Consider the following 4,065-nt stretch of genomic DNA (forward strand, 5'->3'; position numbering starts at 1 on the left):
GTTGTCTGGGAGGCGTCGGCGTCGGTGTCGGCCCCACGGTGGGCTGCGGCGGCTGTTGTCTGGGAGGCGTCGGCGTCGGTGTCGGCCCCACGGTGGGCTGCGGCGGCTGGCTTCTGGGAGGCGTCGGCGTCGGTGTCGGCCCCACGGTGGGCTGCGGCGGCTGTCTGGTAGGCCACGGCGGCGGCTCCCTGGTAGGCTGCGGTGGCGGCTCTGTGGTAGGCTGCGGCGGCGGAACAGTGATAATCACCGGCGTCGCATCGGGTGGGGGCGTGGACGACACCTCCCCCCCCAAGGCTCTTACCAGCGGCACCAGGGATATCTCTGCGGTAGCACCCAGTTCACTCAGTGCCGTGATGGTGACAATCGCGATCAACGCGATCGTGAGAGCATATTCGATCATCGCCTGTCCTCTTCGGCGAAAGTTTCTTCTTGGTGTCATCTCCCCCTCCTTCTCATGGTTTCCACAACTGTCGGGTCACCCCGAGAAGGGGTCTCGGCAGGCACCCCTACCCGGTGTCTCTCCCGGAAAGTGGTGCGCTTGCCCGGACCCTCTCTCCTCCCCCGGCAAACACAAGGAACAGATTCCTCTGTCGGCTGAAGCCGACTGTATCTCTTGTCACCTCCTTTGGTCGTTCCCAACCACCGAATATATTTTAGCACTCCGTTCATTCGGGGTTGAGGTACGCACTCTATTTCCACCCGCATGGTTCCGACGCGACCGGGGCCGATGACCGCCAGGCCCGCTGGCCTGGGGATGTCCGGGACGGCAGGGTAGAATCTCATCGGCCTCGAAATGGACCGGGTCAAATCCGTCCTCTTTTCACGGATCGCATATCACCTTACGACTGGCGACCTGGACGCGCTCATCGCAGCGACGGAGGAAAGAACGTCTCCTTGGGCCCCAAACAGACCGAAACGTTTCGGCGATGAAGCGGCGGTACCATCAGCCGGGTTGGGGGTGAACCTTCTCTCCCAGGAGTGTAAGTTTTCCATCAGCCGCAGGGTCGCGGGGTCGCAGGGGCGCAGGGTCGCAATCCAGGCACCTGCTCAGGCGGACGCTATCCCGGCTAAAGGTTTGGTAGCGCGGGTCCTTTGCTGCCCTGGGCAACAACCACCTGCTTCTGAAATCATCAAAGAGCCAATCCGCAGGCCGCTCGTAGTATACAGGAACGGGATCTTCCCCCCGCAGAAATTCTCGCGCGTTGGCGGCAAGAGGAACAACGAAAACCTCCCGCCCGATCCCGTGGCGTAACAGGTCGGGGGAAAGTCCCAGATCGGCCAGGCATTTTCTGATCACACGGAACCGCCAGTTTGGGCCATCATCATACCTGCACTGCCTGACCACAGGGTCACCCATTTCCCGTAAATAGGCTTTGATTTGCTCAAAGATGCTGTCCGGAAACTGGAAATGTCCCCATCCCTCGGTGAACCCAACGCTGATGAAGACCTTTTCTCTACCCACGGATATGCGATTGTAGATGGACGAACGTCCCAGGGCAGACATGGTGGTCAGCAACACCAGATGGGGATCCCGCACCACCTTTCTCAAGACAGAGGCTCGTTGGGCGTATCTCCGTCGGAACACCTCCCTGACCTCATTCGAGGTTGTCAGCAAGGCCATGAGCTTACCCCCCAACAGATCAGAATACGGCGGGACAGCTCCGATCACATAGGCATCCATCACATGATACAGCCGCTCATTCTTCTCGGGTACGCCCCAGCCAATCCACCGATCCCGCACCCGGAGATTGTAAACCGGGTCGCCCAGGGCAAAGAGGCCCATCAGTTTGCCATTGTGCTCATCGAAGACCAGAAAACGCATCCGCCGACCATACCCCGCCGACACCGGGACGCTCCAGAGGAGAGAAGCGTATCGGAAAAGATCGGCCTTGAGTTGAGTGTCCACGAACTCCAATCTGGGGCGGATGCGTGGCACATCCACCTCTGACCCGTCGGCGAAGTAGGACAGCATCTTCTCCTCAACCGACAACAGCCAAGATCTCGCCTTCTGCAACCTCTCTGCCCGCAGGTAAACATACAGTTGGCGGATATTCTCCTTACACGACGGGTCTGGCGGCACCAGTCGACCATCTGCCAGGGTGAACCCTTGCTGCAGGAAGGCCTCCAGGAGTCTCTGGCGCAATTCGTCCGACATCATGAGATACCTCATCCGCGGAGTTTCTTGTCCCGGATATCCCGTTCCTCGTGGAAGAATCTCCATACACCCAATGGGCACTTCGGCCACTCTTGGGGCGTCAGACAGTTCGGCCGATGGGGTTCGCGATCGCCCATTCGCCGATGCCGGATCATTCCGCCCACACGACCCCAGAAGATGGGCTCAGGAAACTGTCGGCTTCAGCCGACAAGGGAACAACGAGTCCACCGCCAAGGACCGCACGTCCTCTGCGGTGAGTGTTTGCTACAATTCCCCCGGGATGGATGATGCCCATCGAGACAACCGGGCGCCTTGACCTGGGCAGTGGGCTGTACAACCGGCTCCGAAGCCCTGTCGGGTTCTTCCCGTCCGGGGCAAGCCGTCGGTTTCAGCCGTTGGTGGTGGACAAGCGCACGCCGGACGGTTACGCGGTCACCCGAGAGCCGTTGCGGAGCAACTCGACAAGGATTCGTGGAAACCTTCCGGTTTTGTTCAGGGAGAGTGTGGATGGATCAAAGCAGCAACCAGCTGTTCTCATCTTTGGCAGAGGCCCCGGAAGGGTCTCTGGACTTTGTCATCCTTTCCATAGGGACCGATGAGGCCACGCGCTGGATTCCCTGTCTGAATGCCGCGATCCGAGCACTACGGGATGGCGGATTGCTGTTCGTCCAGGGCGTTCCCGAGAACCTGCCGGATGTGGGTGTCTATCTGGACCGCCGCCTGTGCTTCAAGCACTGGATCGCCGTGGAATCGGCTCTCCGTCCGGGAGGGCGACTCCCCTCCGTCCACGCGGCCATCCTGATGTTCACGAAAGGGAAGACGTTCTCAATTTCCCGTGTCCGCTTCCCCCACCGCTACTGTCGGGCGTGCGGGAAGCCGTTGCGGGATTGGGGCGGAAAGAGCCGCCTGATGCACCCGGAAGGGGTCGCCGTTTCCGACGTCTGGAAGGATCTGCCGCCCGAAACCAACGATACAGGCATCTCCGCGCCGGTTCTGGAAACCTTGCTGCGACTGGTCTCCCCGACCGGCCGCCCCGAAGACGCGGAGATCCTGGAGGGGGTGATCGGCCCCGCCGAACGGATCGCGCGGCCGGGGGAGGCGCGGCCTGCCGAAGCACCGACCCGGCATTGCCTGTCACCGCTCCCGGGCCTGTTCGCCCCACCCGAAGCCCGGCAGGACAGCCTCGTCACCAGGGTACCTGGCCACAGGTCGCCGGGTCGCACCGAAAGGCCTTCAGCTCGAGGGCGTGGCGCGGTGCGGCGTTGTCGTATGCCCGTCAATGAGGTCATCCTGGGCGACGCCCTGGAGGTCCTGGCAACGCTCCCGGACGAATCGGTGGACCTGGTCTTCGCCGACCCGCCGTACAACCTGGACAAGGCCTATACGGCCTACGACGACAAAAAAGACCGGGATGCTTATCTGAACTGGTGCAACGCCTGGCTGGACCAGTACATTCGGATCTTAAAGCCCACCGGTTCCCTCTACGTCCTGAACCTACCCCGGTGGGGGATGTACCACGCGGCCTATCTGAATCGTCGTCTCTATTTCCAGAACTGGATTGTCTGGGATGCCCTCGCCGAGCCGCGGGGCAGGGTGATGCCGGCCCATTACGCGCTCCTCTTTTACACCAAACATCCCACCGATTTCCCGTTCCACTACGAGGATGTCGGGGAGATTGACGCCCGGTTCTACTGCCGGCGTTCGGCCTGCGTGAAGGGACGGAAGGCCCATGGGGACGATCAAAAAGAGCCGTTAACCGACATCTGGTGGGACATCCCCCGGATCCGGCACCGTCGCGACCGGGATAACCACCCGTGCCAGTTGCCGGTCGCGCTCATGGAACGAATCATCCGTCTCTCCACCAACCCGGGGGACGTGGTCCTGGACGCGCTGGCCGGGACGGGGACGAC

The 4,065-nt window shown here is 61.6% G+C and carries 3 protein-coding genes; 1 reads left to right on the top strand and 2 read right to left on the bottom strand.

Annotated features, from left to right (window positions below; all coding sequences use genetic code 11):
- The coding region (locus ABJK56_RS01665; RefSeq protein ID WP_347242927.1) for a Flp family type IVb pilin at positions 1 to 439 on the bottom strand (439 nt) is incomplete at its 3' end.
- Between the two features lie 504 nt (positions 440 to 943).
- Positions 944 to 2,158 (bottom strand): Druantia anti-phage system protein DruA, encoded by a 1,215-nt coding sequence (locus ABJK56_RS01670; RefSeq protein ID WP_347242928.1) that lies wholly within the window; start codon positions 2,156 to 2,158, stop codon positions 944 to 946.
- A gap of 504 nt (positions 2,159 to 2,662) precedes the next feature.
- On the opposite strand from ABJK56_RS01670, the gene ABJK56_RS01675 reads away from it, so the two are divergent.
- Positions 2,663 to 4,065: DNA methyltransferase (locus tag ABJK56_RS01675; RefSeq protein ID WP_347242929.1), on the top strand; the 1,403-nt coding region annotated here is incomplete at its 3' end.

It is taken from the genome of Thermogutta sp. (genome assembly GCF_039793925.1).
GTDB lineage: Bacteria > Planctomycetota > Planctomycetia > Pirellulales > Thermoguttaceae > Thermogutta.

What these genes read in the sequence shown, in the direction of transcription:
- ABJK56_RS01670 (WP_347242928.1), bottom strand. Translation starts at nt 2,158, where the DNA reads ATGATGTCGGACGAATTGCGCCAGAGACTCCTGGAGGCCTTCCTGCAG.